The sequence below is a fragment of the Pirellulales bacterium genome (genome assembly GCA_036499395.1).
Lineage (GTDB): Bacteria > Planctomycetota > Planctomycetia > Pirellulales > JACPPG01 > JACPPG01.
In genome coordinates this window covers 1-23061 of the sequence record DASYDW010000077.1, presented here as the reverse complement: position 1 = coordinate 23061, position 23061 = coordinate 1, and the positions used below count along the sequence as shown (strand labels likewise).

The following is a 23061-nucleotide window of genomic DNA, read 5'->3' as shown; positions in this document are numbered from 1 at the left end:
ATTCCTGTGGGCCCCGCGTCGGTGGCACGGGTGGATATTCCGCCCGTGCCCGGCCGCAGCGTTCGCCGCGTCGAGCGGGCTAGGCAGACTTTTCGCCGGGCGCAGCCGTTTGGCTGGCAAGCGCCTGGTCGAACTGCTGGCGTAGATCGGCGGCCCGCTCGGGCGTCCACCAGCGGATGAAGTTCTGGCGCGTGCGGGCGAGATTGCCACGCTCGACGTCGGCTAGCTCGCGCAGCGCCGTGGTTTCAGGTCCGTCGCTCCACTGGATCAGCCATTGGTTGAAGCGTTCCAACGCTGCGGCATGATCGTGAATCTCGCCGAGCCGGGTCTGCACCTCTTCGAAGCAGGGATAAAGGTCGCTGCGAAATTCAGGGCCGAAAGCCGCGGCGAAGACTTCCATCGAATAGCGCAAATGTTTGGCCGTGATGCGAAAGCGATGGAGCGCGGCCAAATCGGCCGTGTCGCCGGCCCCCGCCTCGAAGAACGGTTCGGCCACGGTGCGCAGGCAGCCGGCGGCCGCTGCGGCGAAGCTCGGCTCTGCGATTTCCTCACGCCACTCGACGCGACGGACGATCTTTTCGATTCGGTCGTCGAAACGCTTCCGCTTCATCTTTTTCTGAACACGGCCAATCGGCGCCTGGGCGCGATCGCGGCAGCGTTCGACGCGTTGCAAGAGTGCCGTGCGGGCTGTGGATGGATGTGCTTCGGCCCATTCGGCGATACGCCGGCCGAGGACGTCCAGATCGCGGGCCTCGCCCGCCGCGCGGCGGATCTTCTTCAACTGTCGGTCCAGCCAGTCGGCGCGCTTTTTGGGTAGTTGCGAGCGAAAAATGCGCAACAGTGCCACGGCACGACGCGTCGACACGCGCACCTGATGCACGTACTCGACGTCTCGATCGCTCTTGAACGAAGCCAGCGGCAGGTAATAGGCGACCGTTCGCAGCCGTGCGCGCAGGACTTCGCGGGCGGCGGTCGAAACCGGCTCGTCAGGCGAAGTTGCTTGAAACCACTTTCCCTTGCGCACCGTCGATTTCCTCTCTCGGCCGAACTTCGTTGTACCTGGTTTCGCCTTTGCGAGCGATTCACGGCTCGCGGGGGGCCTTGCTCTCTTCGGGCGGCTTCGTCGACTTTTCGATCTTGCGACCGTAACGAGACAGGTCACGGTCTTCGCTGCGAGCAAAGATCGCGCCGAATTCTCGGTACGAACGCTGCGCCAATTCGTCGCCCGGTACGCGGTTAATGATCCGCACCGTGCCCGAGGCCAACCGCAGGTCGCGCGCTTGCGGCGTGCGGCCATTGAAGTACGCACGAATCTCGTCTAGCAGTGGCGGCAGATCGGCCGCCGGCACGGCATCCGCGGCCAGGACACGCTGCTCGAGGTCGAGGAAGCGAATCTCGGCAGCGACCTTCTCGCGCTTATCGTCGCGCAGCGCCGGCAGTAGGTCACGGATTTGCTCGTCGGCCGTTTTATCGCCGTGCGAGGCCTGGTGCTGCAACTCGGCCAGTTTTTCGAGGATGGCCGACGTCTTTAACGCGGGCGTCGCATCGGCCGCCAGAATGCGATCGGCCGCGTCGAGGATCGCCAGGGAAAAGCCGGGCCGGTTGCGCAGGCTCACGGGCTTGGCCTTCATGCGATCGATGAATTCCAGCAGCTGCTCGGGCGAAAGACCTTGCTTGGCCAGGTATAAGTTGACCGTTTCCGATGCGGCCGGCGCCGGCGTACTTTCGTCAGCGCGTACCGCGTACACTCCAAGCGCCGCGATACACGCGAAGGCAGCGAGAAAGGCGGTCGTGTGGATCATGTTTCGAGACGCTCGCACGAAACTCGCTCCGGAATGTCGCTTAGAATTGAACGATGCCTGGCGATAAACCTTCGATGCCGGCATGCGCAAGCCGCATCGGAAAGGATCATCATGCCCGCCTGGACGTTCACCCCTGCGGCATTACAGACAAAAACGGCGCTACAGACCGAAAATGCTGCGCCCCCCGTCGACGGGCAAGCAGACACCGGTAATGTAGTCGTTCGCGAGCAGGAATACGACCGCCTGGGCCACGTTTTGCGGGCTCCCTTCGCGCTTTAAAAGCGTTCCGGCAACGGCCGCGGCACGCTCGTCCGATGAAAGATGCTCGGGCAGCATAACGGGGCCAGGCAGAATGGCATTCACGCGAACCCGCGGATTCCGGTTTGCCAGTTCGGCCGCGAACGTGCGCGTCAGGGTGGGGATCGCGCCTTTCGATGGAAAATAAGCCGCGTAATCGAGGTACGGCCGGACGACGGCCCAATCTCCGAAGTTGACGATCGCCCCGCCCTCGGGCTGGCTGACCATGATTCGCCCCACGTGCTGACAGAACAAAAATGTGCCGAGCGTATTGATCTCGAAATTCTGCCGCACGTCTTCGGCAGTGACTTCCTCCAGGCGCTTCGCATTCCAGATGGCGGCGCAGTTCACCAGTGCGTCGATCCGGCCAAAATGGCTGTGTGCCTCGCGAACGACGCGCTCGATCGCATGCTCGTCGCGCACGTCGGCCGTCACGGCAATGGACTCACTCCCTGCGGCCGTAAGTTCGTCGGCTAGCTTCCGCGCGTCGGCGATCGACGAATTCGCGTGAATGATCAACCGATAGCCACGCCCGGCCAGTGCCTGAGCTACGACGTTGCCGATGCGCGGCGCGCCGCTGCCAGTGACCAACGCCACGGGTTGCTCGGCGGGGGGGGAGTTGTGGCTGCTATTCAAGCACTATTTCCTTCGACGCGAAATAAGGAGCGTTCGTTTACACATAGTTTAACTCAAACCAAAACGAAGTCGTTTAGCGCGACGTGTGCGTCTTCCGGTGCGCCCCTCGGCTCGTCAGAACGAACACGATTAAACTCAATATCGCGATGCCGAGCGCGGTAAAGCCGATCTCCCCATTTCCGTCGTAATGGCCGGGCCAGCGGAGCTCGGTCAATTGTCGCCAATAGAGCAGGAATACCAACGTGACGGCTGCCAGCACGGTTGTCGCGCGGACGAGCAAACGGCCCATTGCCAATTCGGCGAGCCGTGCGGCGACGAGCAAGCCCGCGGTCACGGCCGCGATCGTCAACACCGCCTCTGGACCCAGGAATGCGCCGACCAGCGACAAGGCTAGCGCCGTATATCCAAGCAGGGACTGCCGGTCGAATAGATTGCCCGTCGACGCCCACGAAATCAAGCCGCCGAAGAACAGGCCTGCGACCGTACCGACAAGACTGGATTCCAGTGTGGCCACTTGAGATTTACCGATAATTGCCTCCGGCGATTGCGGAGAAAGCTCTGGGCGGATCAGGGGCAGTATGATTCCGGCCATGACTCCTAGGACGATAAAGCTCGTCGGCACGCGTGCGGCGTCGATCTCGAACAGCGCGAGCACGATCAATAGCGCCATGAGCAGCGAGTGAAATAGCCAAATGCCTAATAGCCCCGTGGAGGTCTCTGGTGGCAGTTCCGGCAGGTTGATTCCGGCCTCGACCAACTCGACCCAGGCCAAGGTGGCGCAGGCAGCGCCTGTCAAAAACTCGACGATCGGATAACGGGGCGAAATGCTAACGCCGCAAGCCCGGCAGCGGCCACGCAAAAGCAACCAACCCAGCACCGGGACATTATCGCGCAATGCAATTGGTTTTTTGCAACGTGGGCAGTGCGAGCCGGGCCAGAGCAGACTGATGCCCAGCGGCATGCGCCAGGCGACGACATTCAAAAAGCTGCCGACGCACGCCCCGACGGCAAAGCACCAGAGCAGGATCAAAAAGGGTGCGGTTGCCATGACTAAATAATACCGTGCAACGGGCCGCCCGGTGCAGCCAAACTGTCGACCCGGCGCGTAACTTGCGGATCCTCGACTAACGGGGGAGCGTGGTGCGGTTTCACGCGGGCGTCGATCACCAACGATCCTGTGCAGCCCCAATGCTTCGCCTCGACAAACTCGCCGACGCCGTGGATGTCTGCCGCGGGGTTCGACCGGGTGAATGTGACCCACAAGAAATTGTTGAGCGTCCGGGCCGCGAATTCACTGTCATCGACAATCACGACTAGGGGAAACCGGCTGAGCAGCGCGTCGGCCGTTTGACCTTCGCAGAACTGTTCGATGGCGTTGTCAGATTCGCCCTGATGGCGCGGTCCAGAGATCGTTAGAACGCCTGGCAAAGCCACGCGGGGCTGCTGAAAGTTCGGAGGCAAATGCAGATCGTTCGGCACGCTGGTGGGCAGTTCGCGCAGGATGGGGCCGGCGGCGGCGATTACGACCTTCGATCCTTCGTTCAATCCGGTGCCGGAATAGTCGAGCGTGTCGATCGTCGTGCGGGTTTGAAAGTGCAAATCGCGCCGCCAATCGACACGCGCGAGCAAGTGCGCCAGAAACGCAGGGATCTCGTGAATCTCGAGCGATGGCTGATCCTCGCCCGCCACGATCAACAGGTACTTGGCCAGCGACATTTGCCCCTGCCCTAGGATCGCGTTGGCTTGCGTCAGCAACTCTTGCGGCCGACGTTGCGAGGCATAAGGGACGTATCGTTCGCTGCCGATCGCCAGCAGCAGCGGATGGACTCCGGCCGCATCGACGGCGTGAACCGCGCGGACGCCGGGTATCAAGGTAGGCACGACCGGTCCGGTCAACTCGTGAATGAACTGGCCGAACGAAGTATCCTCTTGCGGCGGACGCCCAACGGTCGTGAAGGGCCAGATCGCGCCGGGCCGATGATAAACATGCTCGACGCGCAAGACCGGAAAGTCGTGGGCCAGCGAATAGTAACCCAGGTGATCCCCGAAAGGTCCTTCGGGCAACAGGTGGTCGGGTTCGATATAGCCGGAAATGCAGAAATCCGCCTCGGCCACGATAGGCAATCCGCCCGTCGTGCCTTGCACCAAATGTACGCGGCGGCCGCCCAGTGCGCCAGCAAAGGTCAGCTCGGGCATTCCTTCCGGCAGCGGCATCACGGCCGCGACAGCCAATGCCGGCGGCCCACCGATCACGACATTCACTTTCAGTGGTTCCCCACGCCGCAGTGCCGCTGCGTGATGCACGCCGATGCCACGATGAATCTGATAGTGCAGGCCGACCTCTTCGTTTTTCCGGTACTGGTTGCCAGCCAGTTGCACGCGATACATCCCCAGGTTTGATTGTCGCCAGCCAGGGTTGGCGGGATCCTCGGTATAGACCTGAGGGAGCGTGACGAACGGTCCGCCGTCATCAGGCCAACTGGTGACCTGCGGCAGGCGATCGATCGTGGTCTGATGGGCCAGAATCGGCCCGCTTCTTACGTGACGAGGTAGCGTATGCAGCGCCGTGCGCGCGGCGGGCAGATAGCGCCAGGGACGTCGCAGCGCGCGATCCGGATCGACCTTCAACTCCACCAGCCGAGCGACTGCGTCGAGCGTATCGCGAAACAAGAATCGCAATCGATCAAGCGTGCCGAACAGATTGCTGACCATCGGAAACGTCGAGCCGCGGACTCGGGCATAATAGATCGCCGGGCCGCCCGCGGCATAGACGCGGCGTTGGATCTCGGCAGCTTCGAGATAGGGATCGACCTCGTTTTCGATGCGCACCAAATGCCCGCCGCGCTTCAGGTCGGCAATACATTCGGCAAGCGTGCGATAGCCCATGATTCGAATCTTGGCGGTCTGCGAGCAGCGACGGCGACGGTGTCGCGGTCGATGATTGTGGTTTCGTGTAAAATCCTACTTCGAGCCTGGCGGCGTGCCGGGCGATATGTTCCTTCAGTTTTCGGAGAGCCACGCTTATGGCTTCGCCCAGCCTGGGTCGTCCGACGACGGACGAGTATAGCGGACCGTTTGCCAAGTACGTGTCGCTGGTGCCGGAAGAACGGATCGTCGAGGCACTGGCTGAACAATTGCGGGAAGCGTGCTCGCTATTAGAACCGCTGTCGGAAGACCAAGCTAACACGGTGCATGCGCCCTATACCTGGACCATCAAGGAGGTCATCGGGCATTTGACCGACGGCGAGCGGGTTTTCGCCTATCGCGCACTGCGCGCTGCCCGCGGTGATGCGACTCCGCTACCCGGGTTTGACGAGAACGATTACGCGCGGCACGCTCATCATGCCACTTTTCCGCACGCGGAATTAATGGCCGAGCTGACCCATGTGCGGCAGGCCAGCATCGATCTGTTCCGCCATTTGGATGACGAGGCGTGGTTGCGGCGTGTCACGGCCAGCGGCATCGCGATGAGCGTGCGGGCCTGGGTCTACGTTATTGTCGGGCATGCCCGGCATCACTTGACGATCGTCCGGCAGCGCTTGGGACAGAAATAGTGTTCTGCGCGATCGCGCTTACGCAACGCGTATGCGGCGAAACGATACGTTGCCCGTCGGACGCCAACCGGCGGCGCTCAATCGAGCGTGCCTGGCGTGTCGGGGGTTTCGTTCACGCGTGGGTCGGTGCCGTTCCAGATTTTGACCTCGGCTGTGCCCGAGTCCGAGAGAATCGCCGCAGCCAGGAACCGGCCATCGTCTGAGAAGGCAATGCTCGAAATGCTTTTGGCCCCGCGGACCAGCATTGCCAATTTGCGCATGGTATGTACGTCCCACATCCAGAGAACGCCGTCGGCGCCCCCGGTGACGAGCACCTGGTCCGGGCCAACGGGCGAGAACGCAATCGCCGTGATTTCGCCGTCGTGGGCCGGCAAGCGTTGCAATTCGTGCGTGGCGGTGTTCCACATCAATAGTGTATCGCTATCGTGCGACGCGACATAAGGACCGCCTGGCTGAAAGGCGAGATGATACGCCTCGCCCACGAGAACGATGGGGCCGGCAATCCGCGTCAAGGATGCAGCATCCCAAAGCGACAGGCGATTACTGCCGGCGCACGCGATGTAACGGTTGTCCGCAGAATAGCCGACCGCGTACAGCGAGGGTTGGCCGGTAGCCGCCGATGCAACACGCTGGCCGGACGCGGCGTCCCAGACCTGCATTTCACCCCCTTCATGCCCTGAAACCAGTCGACTGCCCATTCCGTCGAATGCGAGGCTCATCAGGTTTCCGGTAAACCCATCGATTCGTAGCAGGTCGCGACCACTCTTCAAATCAGCGAGCACGAGTTGTCGGGCTCGGTCGCGCGCAAAGGCCGCGGCCGATCGAGAGCTAACCGCGAGCAAGTCTTGCGGGCCCAGCTTAGGCTGGGTCTGCAGCTCGACCAGTTTTTCGGTCATGCGCAGATTCCACGACGCGAGTTGCCCCGTTTGCTCGCGAATCACGATTCGATTCGATTCCGGCAGGAAGGCGACATTGGCGACCGGCGTCGTGAACGTCGCGGTGAACTGTCGGGAATTCAACGCGTCCCATGGCACGAGCCGTACGGTGCCGTCTCCGACCCCCAATAGCAAGTCGTCGCTGGTGCGCGAGAACCGCACGGACCAGATGCATTCGGCGTCGACGAACAGCGTGCCGTCGAGGTCGCTGCGAGCAATGTCGTAGATCGCGAGCGCGCCGTCCTTATTCGAAACGGACAGCCGTCGATCATCGCGCGAGAAATCGAGCGAGTGAATCCAGCGGTTGCCAAATTCGAATCGCTGGGCAGGGCGGTTGTTGGCCACGCTCCAAAAGCGAACCACCGGCGGTTGCAAATCGGCCAACGCTAGCAGCGGCGAATGGTGAGCGAACGCCAGGGCCAGGCAATTCGCTCCACCAACATCCCAGTCATGACGCGCGACGCCTGAGGAAACGTCCCAGAACCGCAGGCGATGATCGTCGGACGTCGTCGCCAGCAAAGCGCCGTCGCTGGAAAATGCCGCGTCGTTGACGGCATTGCCGTGCTTCAAGGGCGAGGTTGTCGCTTCTTGCCAATCGCGTGTCGAGTAGAGATGCACGAAGCCGTCACGCGTGGACACAGCCAGCGTTCGACCGTCGGGCGAGTAGCAAACGTCCAAAATGCTTGTCGCCCGGTCGCCGTTGGTGGCAAATTCATTGGCCGTAGCGCCGGTTGCGCAGTTCCAAATTCGCACGAGTCCATCGTCACTGCCCGAAGCGAGGAAATTGCCTTCCGGGGAAAATGCGAGCGTATTGGTTTCGCTGCCGCAGGTCATTGGCTTTACGTCCGCCGGACGTCCAGCCTTCAGGTCCCAAAGCCGGATCGTGCCGTCGGTGCCGGTGCTGGCGACTAACGAGCCATCGGGTGAGAACTCAGCAGCATAAACGGCGCCCGTGTGCTTATAGAGCACGTGTTGGTCCGCGTCGAAGTAGCGGCGCAGGATCGTTGCGGCAAAGCTGGGCGGCGATGCTTGATCTTTGGCGGCCGAATGATTGACAAAGAAATTGCGCAGCGCACCGCCGCGGTTCTTTTGTAGTTCTTCCCAAGCGTGGGCATAATCCGCCGCCCACAGTTCGCGACGGTTGATTTCGACCTGCTGTGCCAGGGCTGCGTTGGCTGCGGCTTCGCGCTCGTAGGCGGCGCTGAGCTGTCGATGATACAACCCCATGAGGGTCGAAAACACAATCGCGAAAATCGCCAGCGAGCCGATGAGCGCGGCGAGCGCCGGTCTGCGCCGTCCCCATTTAGCCAGTTGCTCCCAGGGACGCAACGGTCGGGCTATCGTCACTTGCCCGCGCAAGAAGCGGCGCAGGTCCTGGGCCAACTCGTGCGCCGTGGCGTAGCGATCCTCAGGCAATTTCGCCAGGCACTTCATGCAAATTGCCTCGAGGTCGCGCGGAACGTCAGGGCGAATGCGTCTTAAGGGGCGTGGTTCTTCGTACACCACCTGGTGCAAAGTAGCGGCCACGGTAGGACCTCGGAAAGGAGCGTGCATGGCGAGAATGCGATACAGCAATCCGCCCAGACCGTAGACGTCGGTCGTCGCATCGAGATCGCCGAGACGCCCTTGAACCTGTTCGGGCGACATGTATTCCGGCGTCCCGAGAATGGCGTCCGAGGGAGTTTCGCTGGCGGAGCGTTCGATCAATCCGGCCAGGCCAAAACCGGTCAGCTTCGGATGCCACTGAATGGCCTGAGTGTCGTCCGTTTGCGAATGCGGCGCGATTTCGCGCGGCTCGAGTAGCACATTGCCGGGCTTGATATGGCGATGCAGCACGCCGCGGCTGTGAGCGTGCTGCACGGCTTCGGCCAGCGCCTCGACCAGCTTTGCAGCTTCGCTCGGTGAGACAGGTTTCGCGCGGTGCTCCAGCCAATCGGACAGCGTTGGCCCGGGACAGTACTCGTTGACGATGAAGCAAGACGAGTCGAATTCGCCCACCTCGAGCAAGGCAACGATGCCGGGGTGGCCGAGCCGGACCGCCGTTTCCGCCTCGCGCAAGAACATGCGCCGGATGCTGGGCGATTCCAATACGCCCAAGCGTGGAACCTTGAGGGCAACGATACGGCCGGCCTTCGGGTCAAGCGCTTCGTAGACCACGCCGACACTGCCGCGGCCGATGATGCGCAGAATTTGGAAGCGATCAATACGCTGCGGGGGGCCCGGATCGCGACCGACGACCGACGTAAGATCACGGCCTAGAGCGGTAGCTTGACCCTCAACCGTTTTGCGTGGGCCTGAGTTGAAGGCGCGGTTCAACTCTTGTAGCGCCGCATAACTTCGCCGCCAGCGCTCCCACAGTTCGGGCGAAAGATCGGGCGGAGGTTCGGCGTCGGCGCGCGTCGGGTCGAGCGCCAGCGATTCGTCCAGCCGTAAGAGCTGATCGCAGAGTTGCTGCTCGGCACGCGATAACTCATCGCCCGTGGGATTTTCACCCATGGCTGCCTCTTTTGCCCCGGCCGCGGAAGTTGGAATCTCGCACGGCGCCCCGCAGAAATTGACCCAGCGCGAACAGAAAGGGTCACCGACAGTCTACTCAACCGGAAGCGGCCTATGCACTAAGGAAGTCACTCAAATCAAGAATTACGCGCCGCCCAGCAACGCTAAGTGACCGCAGAAATCTCCTCTGCGGTGCAGTTTATGGAGCGATACCGCTGCCGGTGCGCCCGAATTGGAAGCACATAGATGGCGTTTCTATTCTGGATTGCTTTTTCTTACCCCCCGTTCAGATAAATATAATCAACACGGGGGGATTGAACCATCCGGAATGCTGGTGCATGATCCCATCTGGGGAACGGGCTACACCCCTGAATGATGTTGCAACTACGGAGCGAATTGTCATGAGCGAGGCCAGAGCTCAACTGCCAGCAGAATTCTTGTCTTCCAATAAACCAGCGGAGAATTTGAAGGAGACGTTAGGGGAGTTGTTCGCGTCGTTCGAGAACTATCTGTTATTGGTGGCCGACAGGAATTTGCCCGACGACATGCGCGCCAAGGTCGCGCCCTCGGACATCTTTCAGCAAACGTATATCGAGGCGCAACGGCATATCAAGCACTTCGGCGGCACCAGCGAGCGCGATCTCATCGCCTGGCTGCGCCAGATCCTGTTGAACAATGTGCGCGATGCGGTTCGGCAGTATCAATCGCGTCAGAAGCGTCAGGTATCGCGAGAAGTTCCCCTGAACCGGTTCGATGCCGACGAATACTCGACCGGCATGTCTGAATCGCCAAGCCAACTCGCTCATGCCAATGAGGAATCGCGCCGCCTGCACCTGGCAATTGCCCAATTGCCCCGCGATTACCGCAAGGTCATTACGTTACGCAGCCTCGAACGACGCCCCTTCGCCGAAGTCGCGAAGATCATGGGACGTTCTGAGGACGCCTCGCGCAAGTTGTGGTTGCGAGCTTTGGAACAGCTCAATCGGTTTTTGAGCCCCGTTGATTCCTCGCTGTCGTAGCGGTCGCGCTCGACGGTATTGCCTGCGACTGTCTCCTTTGCTGTGAAAAGCCGTATCTGGCGGCGGATCGCCCAGGTGGCGATCCTGCCATTGCACAGGTTTTTTGACGGCCCGTCCCGAGCGCTCGCCCGTTCTTGGCCGCGTTCATAGGACCGGTGCCGACCTTTCGGCGTAAATCGGCCGCCGAGGCCGGGCATCCCCCTCTGCAGAAATCCGTGCCTCAACGGAAATTGGTTTGCCCGATTTCGTGCTACCATACGGATTGCATCTCTGCGTTTCCGGCCGACCGCCTCTTCCTGACAGAGCGAGGCCGAATTTCAAGAAAAAGTTCGTGTCCGAGGTGGGCGTCGTGCATGAGATAGCGAAGTTGATCCTCGAACATGCCGAGTCCCTCTGGGAACGTAAAGAGGCCGTGAAGAAGGCGCTTTACCTGGGAATGCCGTTGCACGAAATCGAAGAGTATCTCGATTGGGTGACCTCGGTCCGCAAGAACGGCAATGCCCCCTCCGATGAACCGCTGGCGAAAGATCCCGACCGCTCAGCATCTCAGGAAAGCACGAGCGAGGATAGCGGCGACGGCGCCAACTAACGAGAACGCCACTCGTTCGTAGCGCCCCCTGACCCTCGCCGTCATACCATCAAGCGTGGCAACTATTCAAGCGCCTCGAGATCCAAGGGGACGATGGCTTTGTCGGCTATTGGGCGATAACGCAAAGAGCTTGCCGGTGACTGACAATATATTGCGGCAGCGCTCAGTGCTTCGGAACCGTCTCATCACTGTACCGCACGCGAGGTGCCGGCTTTGCGTTCCGGCGCGGTTCCTTGAACCTCGTGCGCCGCTGCTCATCCCCCTCGTTGAACTTCCGCCGATCCTCATGAACGTAGCGGGCTGAGCTATTCGCATAAAAGGATGTACGCCTGTTGATCGTGCGAGCCATGTCATGTTCTCCTCGTAAGGATCAATCGAGGGGGGAATCGGCGTAATCGCGTCAAACGCGGGCTGCATGAACATTCACCGCGGTCTCGGCAATGTGGGAGAGCACCTTGTCGGCGTTTGCTTCCTCTTCCAAGGTGTCTTGCAACAACGTGGCGACGTCGGCTAATCCAAGGCGGCGCGCGAAAGCGCGAGCGCAACCATATCCGGCCATCTCGTAATGCTCGACACGCTGCGCGGCCGCGATCAGCGCCGCGTCTTTCACGTCGGGATCACCGGCCAATGCGATGACCTCGTCTCCTTCGGCGATCAACCCTTCCATCGCTTCGCAATTTTCGATCCCGGGCTCCTGATGCAGTAAACGGAACATTTCGTCGAGCCGAGCTTTGTGCTGACGAGTCTCGACGAGGTGCGTCTGGAAGGCACTGCGGAGTTCCGCATTCGCAGCGGCATCCGCCATCTTCGGCAGGGCATCGATCAATTGCTCTTCGGCGCTTGCTAGATCGCGCAACTGCAAGAGCAGCACGTTCTGTAAGTTGTCGAGCGTCATGTCGGTGCCGAGCATCTTCGAGAACCAGGATGAAATACTCATTGGAACTTCCTTGAAGAGCGTGATGGTGTCAGATGTGTTCGGTAAGGGGGCACGAAAGTGATGCCGTTGGCTGATCGTCGAACTGCAAATCATGTTCCCATTCGCGGCGGCGACAAAGCGCCTTCGCGGATTTCGTCACGTGGCGCGCATGCGTATCCGGCGGAAGACTGGCGAGCTTGATTCATTCTTGCGCAATCTGGCCGGCATTCGCGCAGAGCCAACGAGAACCAGAGCAACTGCGTTGCTTTATGAAGGTCGCCGTTTCGGCGAACTAAACACTTGTTCCAGCATTTCGACCGAAGCGGGCTTTACCAGGTGCATGTCGAAGCCGGCGGCGTCGGACTTTTGCCGATCGCTTTCCTGGCCGTACCCAGTCAGCGCTACCAATAGTGGTGCATTCCCGTCGGGCAATTCTCGGATGCGCCGCGCCGTTTGATAGCCGTCGAGTCCTGGGAGCCCAATATCCAGCAGCACGACGTCAGGTTTTGACTCGCGCACTTTTTCGATTGCCGTGGGGCCGTCATGCGCGACCTCGACCTCATGATTCCAGAGCTTCGATAACAGCAGTTTCAACGATAGCGCCGCGTCGTGATTGTCGTCCACGACAAGCACTCGCTTGACGGGGACGCCCGATGGTTGCCATTCGGGCGTGGGCGCCGGTGCGGGCGCTTCGAGCCTTGGCAGGCGGACGGCGAACTCACTTCCACGGCCGATTCCTTCGCTCGTGGCCGTGACCTGGCCGCCATGCAGCGCGACCAGATCGCGCACCAGCGCCAGGCCAATTCCCAATCCTCCGCGGGTTCGATCGAGCGAGTGCCCGATCTGTGTAAAGGGAGTGAATATTTCGCTGAGCATGTTGGGAGGAATGCCCACGCCTGAGTCTGCGACGTCGATAATCACGTCATCATTTTCGTTTCGCACGGACACGGATACGCTGCCGCCGGCATCGGTATATTTTGTGGCGTTGCTGAGTAGATTCGCCACGATTTGTGCCAGCCGCACCGGATCGGCGTTAACCCAAACGGGCTGCGGTGGAACAGAGAATGAAAGTTGCTGATTTTGCGCCGCAAAGTCGGGGCGGATTTCCTCCAGGGCGTGTTGCACAATGGCCGCCGCGTCGACCGGTTCCTGGCGGAGTTGGATCTTGCCCTGCATGACGCGCGAGACATCCAACAAGTCGTCGACCATGCGAACGATGTGCTCGACCTGCCGTTGCATGACCTCCTGGCACCAGGCGAGCGTTTGGGTGTCTCCTCCCGCCTTGAAGAGGGCGAGCGCGTTGCGAATAGCCGCCAGGGGATTACGCAGCTCGTGCGCCAGCATGGCCAGGAACTCATCTTTGCTGCGATCGGCCGCGCGCAGTTGTTCCTCGCTTTTTCGGAGAGCCAGTTCCGTACTGCGCCGCTGGGTTACGTCACGGAACACCAGCACGACGCCGGTCAACCGTCCTCGTTCGTCGCGAATCGGGGCGGCGCTGTCGTCGATCGGCAGCTCGCGACCCGATTTTTGGATCAGCACCGTGTGATTGGCCAGACCGACGACTTTGCCTTCCTTCAGCGCGCGCAGCGCCGGATTATCGGCGACTTTTCGCGTCGTTTCATGGACGATGCGGAATACTTCGGTCAGTGGCTTGCCCGAGGCTTCGCTGGCGCTCCAGCCGGTCAGGCTTTCGGCCACAGGGTTGAAGAACGCGACACGGCCGCTGGTGTCTGTCGAGATTACGGCGTCGCCGATGCTGGCCAAAGTGGTGCGAAACAGCTCGCGCTGCTCGCTGAGCGTGGCATTGGCGCCGACCAGCTCGGCGGTGCGCTCGGCGATGCGGCGTTCGAGTTCGTGATTGACGCGCTGCAGGTCGGTTTCGGCCCGGGTCCGAGCGTCGATTTCTCGTTGCAACTCGTGCGGGCTGCGCATGGCCAGCGCCTTCGGCACCAGGGGGACCAGGGCCACGACCGTCGCCCACGATACGATCGCCGTCAGGAGTTCGACGAGACCCAGCAGCCGGTAGGCCGGCCACCAGAACATCACCGCATCCAAAAGGTGCGTCAGCCCGCACGCCAGGATGAAGGCGCCGAAGAGCAGGAAGATGCCATTGAACGGAATCGACTTGTTGCGCCAAACAAAATAGATCAGCACCGCGGGAATTGCCGTATACGCCGACCAGACTCCCAGGTCCGAGGCGATGTACAGCCAGCCGTGAAACTCAGACCAACTGCCACAGTGCCAACGCGGAGGAAACCCGTCGTCGCTGAGCAATTTCAAAAAGAACTCGTACATAGATGTTTCCGATATTCCGACTTCGAAGGACGGGTTGGGCAAAGTATCGCACAATGCTGATTGCGCAGTACCGCCGAACCATGATCGCGTTGCAAAAGGGGCAACCAAGAGACGACCGGCTGCTCCCCAGTGTTAACCGACTGTGCCAACCGCCAGTGCCAATCCGCCTGGGCCAGGGACTGCAAGTATTAAAGGGGAGGTGGCCGAAAGCAACGCCGGTCACCAGGCAGCATACGATGAACCGGAGAAGCAAACGGTGCGAGTAACAATTTGGCGGCCGATGGACTCCGCCACCAGGAGAACTGCGAAGTCTGTAGCCGGGGGTCTGCGACCCCGGACCGCCACCATGCGGTCCCGGCCTCGAAGAGGCTAGCCACAGAAGCCGAGGCGCAATTTCTCAACTTTACAGTTCTCCGGACTCCGCCCCGGGCGGCGGTATGTTCAGCCCCGGATTCTCAGTAGAATCACGGCGTCTGTTTCCGAACCAATTTCCGCCGGCGCGCATGAATATTATCAGCCTCGTGATCGATCGGCTGCACGTTGGCTACCTGGGATGTTACGGAAACTCGTGGATCGGCACTTCCAGCTTTGATCGGCTGTCCGCGGATAGCTTTGTCTTCGATCAGGCGCTCATCCATTCGCCTGACCTCGCGCAGCAGTACCGCCATCTGACCGCGCTCGGGGTGGCCGCGGGCGGAGCAACGACGGCAGCGGCCGGGCCATCTTTGATTGGCGCCCTGCGTGCCAGCGGGATGTCGACGGCCCTGATCTCGGACGATTCCGTGGTGGCCGCGGGGCCGTGGGCAGCCGAGTTCGACGAAGTCATTCCGGTCGATGTGCAGCGCAGCTCGCAGCCGGCCGAGGATATCGAGCACACGAACCTGGCAAAGTTGTTTGCCGTTGTGGGGTCATGGCTCGAAGATGCACCTGAGCCATTCTGCTTGTGGGTCCATTGTGGCAGCCTGGGTTTCAGTTGGGATGCGCCGCTGGCGTTGCGGCAGCGGTTCGCCGAGGAAGATGAACCGGTCGTTCCGCTCGCGGCCGACGTTCCCGCACGACGGTTGCCCGAGGGTTACGATCCGGACGAACTGCTAGCCGTGACGCAGGCCTACTCGGGGCAGATTTCGTTGTTGGATTTGTGCCTGGGGGTATTGCTGGACGAATTGGAGCCTTCGTCGCTGGCCGACCGAACATTGCTGTCGCTTCTGTCGGCACGCGGCTTCCCGCTGGGGGAGCATCGGCGCGTGGGGGCGGTCGACGATGCGCTGTATGCCGAGCTGGTCCACGTGCCCTGGATGATTCGGCTTCCGGCCAGCTTTGGCGCGAACGACCGTAGTCCGGCGCTGGTTCAGCCGGCGGACCTGAGGCCGACCTTGCTCGATGCTTTGGGGCTGCCGATCGGCGAACGGCTGTCGGAAGGCGCGAGCTTGCTACCCATCCTGCGCGGCGAGGCGACCGCGGTACACGATCGGGCATTTGTCGCTGGGCGCGATGGCGAGCGGGCCTTGCGCACGCCGGCTTGGTACCTGCGCGTCGGGAATTACGCGCCCCCCGTAGTCGGGAACCATCGCGAGTTGCAGGCTGAGTTGTACGTAAAGCCGGACGACCATATCGAGGTGAACGATGTTGCCGATCGCTGCCCCGAGGTTCTGGAACTGCTCACCGAAGTTTTGGATAGTGGATCGGATTCGTCCCAATCGGTCGCGCAAAGACCGCTAGCAGACGTGCTGGTTCTCGGCATGGAATAACGCGTGCTGGCATGGCGAAGGTCATGCACTATCGGGATTTGCACGGACTCGCCCGATCGAGATCCGGGAATCGCTAGCATGCCCGTGACGGCCCGTCGTGGCCGAGCAATTGCTCAAGTTGTGTTGGCGCGCAAAAGTGCCGACAAGATGGGATAGGTGACGTTTACCGGCGTCACTATAATCGCCGTCCCCTTCCGAGCGCGATTACCCTTTGCCACCTCGCCACTTACGACGCGCTGCGTCGGTCGGTGGCACGGCCAGGAGTGCGGGCTCGTCAGGGACATAAGCGACACACATCAGCGGCGATTACTTGCGCTTGCGGTCTGTCCGTGGCGCAGCGTCGAAGTTTGTTTCGGATCCACAATGATCGGACAAGGAAGTCCGACGGCAGCGTTTGCGGCGGCGGCTGCGCCCTCGCCGAGTGATCGCGCTGCGCCTGTTCGCAGGCCGCAAACACTCGCGCGGCATTTCTTCAGGGCATTCGCCCTTCTGGCTTGGTTGCTTCCTGTGGCTGCGCTGGCGGACGAGCCTACGATGCGCTTGCGGCTGGAATGGGGCGGAGGGCGCGAGCAGGCCTGGCGAGGAACCGTTTCGGTCGACGAAGGAACACTCGCCGCGCCGCACCCGTTGGGGATCGAGGCCGATGAACCGGCTTCGATGTGGGTTACGGATCACACGCTGCAGATTCAACCGCGCAGCGGCCGCGCTTACGACGGCGTCGACGTCGACGTGTTTGCGCCCCTGACGGGAAAACTGCGCGTCAATCTTACGGGAGCCGCGGATGCGGCAGCCACGGACATCGAAGTCCCACTTGCGCAAGTCGCGCAAGAATCGTTTTCGCACGCGCTCGATGCGTTGGGCAGCCGGCTGTTGATTCGGCGTGTGCCCGGCGATCGCGTACACGTGAAGCTGGCGCGCGACTCGGTAATTTTCGCCGGAGGTGAAGTCGCCGAGATCGAGGTGCGACCGCATATGCTGGGGCCGGCCGCCGGTGGCCGCGTCCTGATGGTAGCGCAACTGTTCGGTGCGCGAACGTCGCGCGAACCGCTGTGGAGTAACGAGCGCGAAATTACGTTGACCCCGGATGGCTCGGCCAGCGAGCCGACGATTTTGTCGGTCAAGATGCCCGAGGCCGAGGGCGTGTACGATTTGCGAATCGTAATGCATCGCCGCGCGCTGCAGAATCGGCTGGGTTGGAAGCAAACGGTCGACGAGCGCAAGGTGCAGGTCGTCGTGCTGGCCAAGGAACGTCCGGTTCCGGCCGGCGCTGCACCGCTGCCGGCTGTCGCGGACACGCTGTTCGAACTCGATCCGGCCAGTCCCCCGTGGTGGGAGCGGTTGGCGAACGTCCCCCTGATTCCTGGTTTGCGCCGTGGCCCGTTGGGCAATGGCGATGCCACGCCTTGGCAGCACTCGCTGGGACCGCTGATTCAACTGGGGCCGGGTGGACGCGAGCCAAACGTCAGTTGGGAAGCGTATCCCTTGCCGATCGCTAAGCCTGGTCAGCCGCACGTCGTCGAGGTGGAATATCCGACCGACGTACCGCAAACGATGGGCGTCAGCATTGTCGAGCCGAATGCCGCCGGGCGGATGACACCCATCGGACTTGATACGGGCGTTTACGTGCCGGACGACGCCGTTGGCAGCGAGCCGCGGCTGGCAAAGCATCGCATCGTTTTTTGGCCGCGGACCCGGACGCCCCTGCTGTTGGTCACGAATCAGCGCGAGGGCGCGCGTTCGACTTTCGGCAAGGTGCGCGTGATCGGTCCGCGCGGGGCTGGCGTTTCGAACCTGGGGCGCGATGTGAGTCGGCCTGCGTTTTTGCCGAGTGCGTTCCCGGCAAGCCAACCTGCCGGCAGCCGGCTGTTGGCCGCTTACTACGACCGGCCGTTGTTTCCCGAGAACTTCTCGGCCAACGAAGCCTACGACGAGTGGAGCGATCGCGGACTCGATGATTGGGTGACCTATTACGAGGGGGCCACACGCCTGGTCGAGTATCTGCAATACGTCGGCTACAACGGACTGGTCATGTCGGTACTGGCCGACGGCAGCACGATTTATCCCAGCCGATTGCTCGAGCCTACGCCCCGTTACGACACGGGATCGTATTTCGTCTCGGGACAGGACCCGTATCGCAAAGACGTTCTGGAACTGCTGTTTCGCCTGTTCGATCGCGAAGGGATGCAACTCATCCCTTCTCTGCAATTTGCCGCTCCGCTGCCGGCGCTGGAAGAGGCCCGCCGCGCGCGCGTCGCTGGTGGCGAAGGCATTGTGCCGGTCGATGCCGAGGGGCACGACTGGTTGAGCGTACATGGTGCGCGCAAGGGATTGGCCCCCTATTACAATCCGCTGCACGTCCGCGTGCAGGACGAAATGGTGGCCGTGGTTCGCGAACTGTGCGAACGCTATCAGCATCACCCGGCCTTCTCGGGCCTGGCAATACAGCTGGCTGCCGACGGCTATGCGCAGTTGCCGGGCGCCGACTGGTGCTATGACGAACAGACGGTCGATCGATTCGTACGCGAGCGAGGGCTCGAGCCGCTTGCTCGCTTGGATCATGCCACGCGGGTGCGGCTGATTGCCAGTGATTATCGCGTGCAGTGGCTGGAATGGCGCTGCCAGGCATTGCACCAATTGCACCGGCACATGCAGGCGGAGCTGGTGCGCGGGAAAGAGGCACCGGGCAGGCTTTACCTCGCCGGGGCACATCTATTCGACCGCCCCGACATCCAACAGGCGTTGCGCCCCAGCTTGCGATCGCACACCAGCGTCGAAGGGGTGCTCATGTCCTTGGGCATCGACCCGAAGCTGTATCAGGAAAGCGACAACGTCGTGCTGGCCCGGCCGCAATGGATCGAGCCGCTGAACATGCTGTCCGAGCAGGGGGTGGGGGTTGAATTGAATCAATCGGTCGAGCTCGACCGCGCAGCGGCAGGGCGTGCCACGGCGGCCCTCTTCTTCCACGAGCCGCAACAACTTCGGTTGCCGTCGTTCGATGCAAAGAGTCCGTTCAAGGGAGCGCAAACGTTGCTGGTGGCGCAGCCCTCGCCGGCCGGCGCCGCAAATCGGCAACGATTCATTCACGCGATCGCGACGCTCGATGCCGACGCGCTCGTGGACGGCGGATGGCTGTTGCCGATGGGGGCCGAAGAGTCTCTGGCGGACCTGGTGGCGACCTATCGCGAGTTGCCGGCCGCAGCCTTCGAGACGGTGCCTGGCGTGCAGCAGCCAGTAACGATCCGCCATTACTCGAGCGAGCAGGGAACGTACATCTACTTCACAAACGATTCTCCTTGGCAGACGCGTGTCGTGGTCGAGGTCGAATCGCCGGCGTCCTGCGAGCTGACGCGCTTCGGTAAGACGCGCAAGCTGCCCGCCCCGACTGCGGCCGGCGCCCATCAGAATTGGGTCGTGGATCTGGAGCCGTACGAGCTATTGGCCGGACGATTCTCGGCGGCGGATGTGAATCTATTGAATCCGCAGGTCTCATTTGCCCAGGACGTCGAGAACGAGTTGTATCTGCGCATTCGCGAGCTAGGCGAGCGCGTCTCGGCGTTGCAACAGCCGACGGCTCGCAAGATGCTTTTGAATCCCGGCTTCGAACAGCCGCCGACCGTTGAGAATCATCTACCGGGCTGGATTCTGCGTGAGCAAGCAGACGCAAAGGCCGAGTTCGACGCCGAGCAAAAGAAGTCGGGCGAGCAAAGCCTGCACTTCGCCAGCGGGCAAACGGCCGCCTCGCTGGTCAGTGCGCCGTTTGTGCCGTTGTCGAGCGGCCACTTGTCTGTCCTGGCATGGCTGCGCGTTGCCGATCCCAATCAGCAACCGCCGTTGCGACTGGCCGTAAGTGCGCGCTGGAAGGGGCAGGACTATTATCGTTATGCCCCGGTCGGGTCAGGCACGGCGCAGGCCATCGGTTCGGAGTGGACGCAGTTTCTGTTCGAGGTTCGCGATCTACCGACCGAGCAGTTATCAGACCTGAGCGTGCGTTTCGATCTGACTGGTCCTGGCGAGGTGTGGATCGACGACGTCGAGCTGCGCGAGTTCGACGATCAAGAGTTTCGCGAGATGAAGAAGATGATCACCGTGGCCAGCTATACGCTCGAGAGCCGGCAACTGGGCGATTGTTTGCGACTGTTGGAGGGTTATTGGCCGCGGTTCCTGGTGGCCAATGTGCCGGTGACTTCCGATCCTGTTGCAGCCCGCCAGCGCCACGCGCCGAAGCACGTCGAGCCTCCGCCGCCGGACGCGGAGATGAAGCCTGGTCTAATGGAGCGGATGCGCAAGGCGATGCCGTCCATCTTGCGGTAACGAGGCGCCTGGTCACGCGCCTATTTCTCGCGTTTTACCGCGAATGCCCGCTTCACGTTTTCCAACCCTTTGCGCTCGGTCGTAACTTTTTACGTGAGATTCCGCGCGCCGATGGCGAGCACTTTTCGGAAGCGCGCGGTACGATCGGCGTGCCAGGGGTCGGACCAGCAGCCGGCGCAAGATTTGCGGTTCACGGCCGCGGTCCAGCAGAGAAGGGACCGTAATTTCGATTGCGTGCAGGGGCGCGTCAGACTCTTGGAGCACGATTATGTCCGGCCTTCTCGCTTCGTTCGCATCGCGAACGCGTTTTGCCGCTGCGCAAACTTCGATCCGCATTTCGCTTGCCGCCGCTCTCGCGACGACCACGCTGGTTGTCGCAACGACGGCCCAGGCTCAAACCGTCGTGCGCGTGGCGAGCGGTTTGGATAATCCGCTGTTTGCGACGTTCGCCCCCGGTGACACCTCGCGCGAGTTCATCGTTGAACAGGGCGAGAACGGCACCGCCGACATCAAGATCCTGAACCTGGCCGACAACACGATCAATTCAACACCCTTTCTGCAGATCTCGGGCATCGCCACTGGAGGCGAGCAGGGATTACTCGGGCTGGCGTTTGATCCTAACTACGCCACGAATGGACGATTCTACGTCGATTACACCGCGCCCGGCGGGGCGTTCGGTAATGGCGTTACGCATATTGAGCGGTACCAGGTTTCGTCGAATCCTAATGTGGCTAATGCTGCCAGCGCCACGGATGTGCTGACGATCGACCAGCCGCAGACAAATCACAACGGCGGCTGGATCGGCTTCAGCAATCGGCCCGGCGATACGGGCAATCTCTACATCGCGATGGGTGACGGCGGCAACGCCAACGACCAGGGAACGGGGCACGTCGAGCCGACGGGTAACGCCCAGGACACGAACTCGCTGCTGGGAAAAATGCTGCGCATCAATGTCGATACGCCGGGGCCAGCGCAGCATCCGAATTATTCAATTCCGGCCAATAACCCATTTGCCAATGGCACGGGCGGAGCGCCCGAGGTGTGGCTCTATGGTCTGCGCAATCCGTTTCGCGATAGTTTCGATTCGCAAACCGGCAACCTGATGATCGGTGACGTCGGACAAGGCGCCCGCGAAGAGATCGATGTGCAGAAGGCCACGAACCCGGGTGGCGGCGAGAACTACGGCTGGCGATTGCGCGAAGGGACAATCGCCACGCCAGGCGTAGGTGGAGCGAAGCCGGCCGGCGTGGTCGATCCGATCATCGACTATCCGCATACGCCCACGACGCAACAGCCGATTTCCGGACAGGCCGTGATCGGTGGCTACATTTATCACGGGGCGGGCGTGCCTAGCCTCGACGGTAAGTACATTTTTGGCGATCTATCGGGAACGGCCGCCGGATCACCCAACACGGGGCGAATCCTGTCGCTCGACTACAACGGCACAACGGCCACGAACTTTACGGACATCACCGATCAACTCTTCACCGGCACCGGGTTCACGCTGAGTGGCCCTCACTCATTTGGTGTGGACGGATTTGGCGAGATGTACGTCATCGACGGCAACGGCTCGATCTATCGCCTGGTGCAGGCGGCCACACCCGGTGACGCGAACCACGACACAATTGTAAATGGTCAGGATCTGGCGCTCGTTTCCTCGTCATGGCTGGCCACGGGCAGCAATCTGCCGCCCGACGTCAATCACGACGGCATTGTAAATGCCCAAGACTTGGCGCTCGTCTCTTCGAATTGGCTGGCGAGGTCGACCGAAGGAAACGGTGCGGCGACGGTGCCCGAGCCGGAGGCGATCGTGATGGCATGTTTGGCCGCCGTGGGAACGATCGGTTTAGCGCGGGGAAGATTTTCACTACGGAGGCGCGGAGTCACGGGGCGAAGAAATGGGCAGAGGGCGGTGAAGCAAATGCAAAAGCAGAGTGACGAATGATAAATAGGGGAAAGTGCGGATCGCCAAGTGATGAGTGATGAGCCGAAAGGCTAGGAGAGGTGGCCACGAAAAACGCGAAAAGGCACGAAGAGAAGGAGCTTTAGTCTATGAAATTCTCTGCGGCCTCGGTGAACTCTGTGGCAAGATTCTTTCGGCACGGAAGGAAAATGCAGAGTGCAGAATGATGCGCGATGAATAGGCGGGAATGCGAAACTTCTGGAAACTGACGGCGTTTGGAAAGGGGGTACATTTCAGAGAAGGCTGTTTTCGATTCATCATTTTGCATTCATCACTGAATGCAAACGCGATGAAGAAGAGCGCGCGCGGAAAGGCCACGGGAATATGAAAAAGAGTTTGGGCGCTGCCGCCGTGGGTCTGGTTGAGCTTCCGGAAAGTTCTTTGGCTTGTTAAAGGAATGAAGTTTTGGAGTCGCCTGACCCACGGCAGCTTGATCTGCGCCTCGGGATGATTTTGGAGCTCGCCGCTCGCCGACGTGGTAACCAGGTTCACGTCACCCC

The 23061-nt window shown here is 61.3% G+C and carries 15 protein-coding genes; 6 read left to right on the top strand and 9 right to left on the bottom strand.

Translation table 11 applies throughout. The features are described 5' to 3' along the window. Nucleotides 1–79: 79 nt before the first annotated feature. The 5 genes from VGN12_14400 to VGN12_14380 form a co-directional block, all read right to left on the bottom strand. Nucleotides 80–1024 (bottom strand): CHAD domain-containing protein, encoded by a 945-nt coding sequence (locus VGN12_14400; protein HEY4310637.1) that lies wholly within the window; start codon nt 1022–1024, stop codon nt 80–82. A 58-nt stretch (nt 1025–1082) separates the two neighbouring features. Then, nucleotides 1083–1802 carry a hypothetical protein gene (locus VGN12_14395; protein ID HEY4310636.1) on the bottom strand — a complete coding sequence of 240 codons (720 nt, stop codon included), beginning with the start codon at nt 1800–1802 and terminating at the stop codon, nt 1083–1085. Between the two features lie 159 nt (nt 1803–1961). After that, nucleotides 1962–2735 (bottom strand): SDR family oxidoreductase, encoded by a 774-nt coding sequence (locus VGN12_14390; GenBank protein HEY4310635.1) that lies wholly within the window; start codon nt 2733–2735, stop codon nt 1962–1964. A gap of 73 nt (nt 2736–2808) precedes the next feature. After that, a complete protein-coding gene (locus VGN12_14385) occupies nt 2809–3783 on the bottom strand; it encodes a prepilin peptidase (protein HEY4310634.1) in 975 nt (324 codons plus the stop codon). A 2-nt stretch (nt 3784–3785) separates the two neighbouring features. Next, complete coding sequence (locus VGN12_14380; protein ID HEY4310633.1) at nt 3786–5621, bottom strand: UbiD family decarboxylase; 1836 nt, start codon at nt 5619–5621, stop codon at nt 3786–3788. 137 nt (nt 5622–5758) lie between these two features. Between VGN12_14380 and VGN12_14375 the strand changes: the two genes are divergently transcribed. Then, entirely contained in the window at nt 5759–6289 is a 531-nt protein-coding gene (locus VGN12_14375; GenBank protein HEY4310632.1) for a DinB family protein, read from the top strand. A gap of 77 nt (nt 6290–6366) precedes the next feature. Here the strand turns inward: VGN12_14375 and VGN12_14370 are convergent, their stop codons facing one another. Beyond that, nucleotides 6367–9720 carry a WD40 repeat domain-containing serine/threonine-protein kinase gene (locus VGN12_14370; GenBank protein ID HEY4310631.1) on the bottom strand — a complete coding sequence of 1118 codons (3354 nt, stop codon included), beginning with the start codon at nt 9718–9720 and terminating at the stop codon, nt 6367–6369. A gap of 401 nt (nt 9721–10121) precedes the next feature. Between VGN12_14370 and VGN12_14365 the strand changes: the two genes are divergently transcribed. After that, nucleotides 10122–10739 (top strand): sigma-70 family RNA polymerase sigma factor, encoded by a 618-nt coding sequence (locus tag VGN12_14365; GenBank protein ID HEY4310630.1) that lies wholly within the window; start codon nt 10122–10124, stop codon nt 10737–10739. Nucleotides 10740–11070: 331 nt separating this feature from the next. After that, on the top strand, nt 11071–11328 hold the full coding sequence (locus tag VGN12_14360) for a hypothetical protein (GenBank protein ID HEY4310629.1): 258 nt from the start codon (nt 11071–11073) through the stop codon (nt 11326–11328). Nucleotides 11329–11728: 400 nt separating this feature from the next. Here the strand turns inward: VGN12_14360 and VGN12_14355 are convergent, their stop codons facing one another. Then, a complete protein-coding gene (locus VGN12_14355) occupies nt 11729–12265 on the bottom strand; it encodes a ferritin-like domain-containing protein (GenBank protein ID HEY4310628.1) in 537 nt (178 codons plus the stop codon). A gap of 246 nt (nt 12266–12511) precedes the next feature. Continuing rightward, nucleotides 12512–14539: an ATP-binding protein gene (locus VGN12_14350; protein HEY4310627.1), complete on the bottom strand. Its 2028-nt coding sequence runs from the start codon at nt 14537–14539 to the stop codon at nt 12512–12514. Between the two features lie 503 nt (nt 14540–15042). Between VGN12_14350 and VGN12_14345 the strand changes: the two genes are divergently transcribed. The 3 genes from VGN12_14345 to VGN12_14335 all read left to right on the top strand — a co-directional run bounded on the left by VGN12_14345 (nt 15043) and on the right by VGN12_14335 (nt 22543). Beyond that, on the top strand, nt 15043–16287 hold the full coding sequence (locus VGN12_14345) for a sulfatase-like hydrolase/transferase (GenBank protein ID HEY4310626.1): 1245 nt from the start codon (nt 15043–15045) through the stop codon (nt 16285–16287). 534 nt (nt 16288–16821) lie between these two features. Continuing rightward, the gene (locus VGN12_14340) at nt 16822–20598 is read left to right on the top strand and encodes a family 10 glycosylhydrolase (protein HEY4310625.1); all 3777 of its coding nucleotides are present in this window, start codon (nt 16822–16824) and stop codon (nt 20596–20598) included. A 268-nt stretch (nt 20599–20866) separates the two neighbouring features. Continuing rightward, a complete protein-coding gene (locus VGN12_14335; GenBank protein ID HEY4310624.1) occupies nt 20867–22543 on the top strand; it encodes a PQQ-dependent sugar dehydrogenase in 1677 nt (558 codons plus the stop codon). 105 nt (nt 22544–22648) lie between these two features. Here VGN12_14335 and VGN12_14330 read toward each other — a convergent pair. After that, nucleotides 22649–23061: hypothetical protein (locus VGN12_14330; GenBank protein HEY4310623.1), on the bottom strand; the 413-nt coding region annotated here is incomplete at its 5' end.

What these genes read in the sequence shown, in the direction of transcription:
- VGN12_14395 (HEY4310636.1), bottom strand. Translation starts at nt 1,802, where the DNA reads ATGATCCACACGACCGCCTTTCTCGCTGCCTTCGCGTGTATCGCGGCG.
- VGN12_14385 (HEY4310634.1), bottom strand. Translation starts at nt 3,783, where the DNA reads ATGGCAACCGCACCCTTTTTGATCCTGCTCTGGTGCTTTGCCGTCGGG.
- VGN12_14380 (HEY4310633.1), bottom strand. Translation starts at nt 5,621, where the DNA reads ATGGGCTATCGCACGCTTGCCGAATGTATTGCCGACCTGAAGCGCGGC.
- VGN12_14375 (HEY4310632.1), top strand. Translation starts at nt 5,759, where the DNA reads ATGGCTTCGCCCAGCCTGGGTCGTCCGACGACGGACGAGTATAGCGGA.
- VGN12_14370 (HEY4310631.1), bottom strand. Translation starts at nt 9,720, where the DNA reads ATGGGTGAAAATCCCACGGGCGATGAGTTATCGCGTGCCGAGCAGCAA.
- VGN12_14365 (HEY4310630.1), top strand. Translation starts at nt 10,122, where the DNA reads ATGAGCGAGGCCAGAGCTCAACTGCCAGCAGAATTCTTGTCTTCCAAT.
- VGN12_14355 (HEY4310628.1), bottom strand. Translation starts at nt 12,265, where the DNA reads ATGAGTATTTCATCCTGGTTCTCGAAGATGCTCGGCACCGACATGACG.
- VGN12_14350 (HEY4310627.1), bottom strand. Translation starts at nt 14,539, where the DNA reads ATGTACGAGTTCTTTTTGAAATTGCTCAGCGACGACGGGTTTCCTCCG.
- VGN12_14345 (HEY4310626.1), top strand. Translation starts at nt 15,043, where the DNA reads ATGAATATTATCAGCCTCGTGATCGATCGGCTGCACGTTGGCTACCTG.
- VGN12_14340 (HEY4310625.1), top strand. Translation starts at nt 16,822, where the DNA reads ATGCGCTTGCGGCTGGAATGGGGCGGAGGGCGCGAGCAGGCCTGGCGA.
- VGN12_14335 (HEY4310624.1), top strand. Translation starts at nt 20,867, where the DNA reads ATGTCCGGCCTTCTCGCTTCGTTCGCATCGCGAACGCGTTTTGCCGCT.